The organism is Zoogloea sp. (genome assembly GCF_023150065.1).
Taxonomy (GTDB): domain Bacteria; phylum Pseudomonadota; class Gammaproteobacteria; order Burkholderiales; family Rhodocyclaceae; genus Zoogloea.
Map to the genome: position 1 here is coordinate 1 of NZ_JAKLLN010000107.1, position 747 is coordinate 747.

The 747-nt window shown below is 74.8% G+C and carries 1 pseudogene; it reads right to left on the reverse strand.

Annotated elements, in window-relative coordinates:
• Positions 1 to 623: pseudogene (locus L6Q67_RS23705) on the reverse strand (hypothetical protein); the annotation flags it as partial.
• Positions 624 to 747 lie beyond the last annotated feature (124 nt).

Genomic DNA, 747 nt, shown 5'->3' on the forward strand with positions numbered 1-747 from the left:
CCGGGGGCGATCGCCAGCGCGGCGGCGAGGGCCTGGCGGGCGCGGGCGCCGTCCCGCTGGCGCAGCGACAGGTCGATCTCGGCGCGCAGGGGCGACAGGCTGCGGGCGTCGGCGGCGCGGGCCTGCTGCACGGCGCGGAAGGCGGCGGGCATGTCGCCCAGGTCGGCATGGGCGGTGGCGCGCATAGCCAGCACCTCGGCCCGCAGGGTGGAAGGCAGCCCGTCGGCGGGGATGCGCTGGAGCAGCTTCTCGCTGTTGCCGAACATCATCAGCGCCTGGCCATAGGGCAGCGCGACGTCTTCCAGGCGGGCGCCCTTCTGGAGGGCTTTCTCGAACTGGGCTTCGGCGGCGGCGGCCTGGCCGTCCTTCAGCAGGGCCTGGCCGAGCAGGACCTGGGCGGCGAGCAGGCCGGGCTCCTTCTGCAGGGCGTTCTGCGCCTGCACGATGGCCCCCGCCGCGTCGTTGCGGGCCAGCCGGCCGCGGGCGTCGTCGTGGAAGCGCGACGCCTCGCTGCCGGGCGCCGCATGCAGCCCGGAGGCGGCCAGCAAGGCGCCCGCGAGGAGGGCGGCCAGGAGCGGTTGCGGGCGCACGGCGGCGCGGCGGAGCGTATTCCGGATGGGCATTTTCGGGGGCTGGGCAGAGGGCGATGACTATGTCTTTAGTTATACGCACCCCCACCCGCCGGCCCCGTGACGGGTTACGCGGCAAAGCAGGACGCACCCCGGAATAAATGCACGCCCGGCGGGC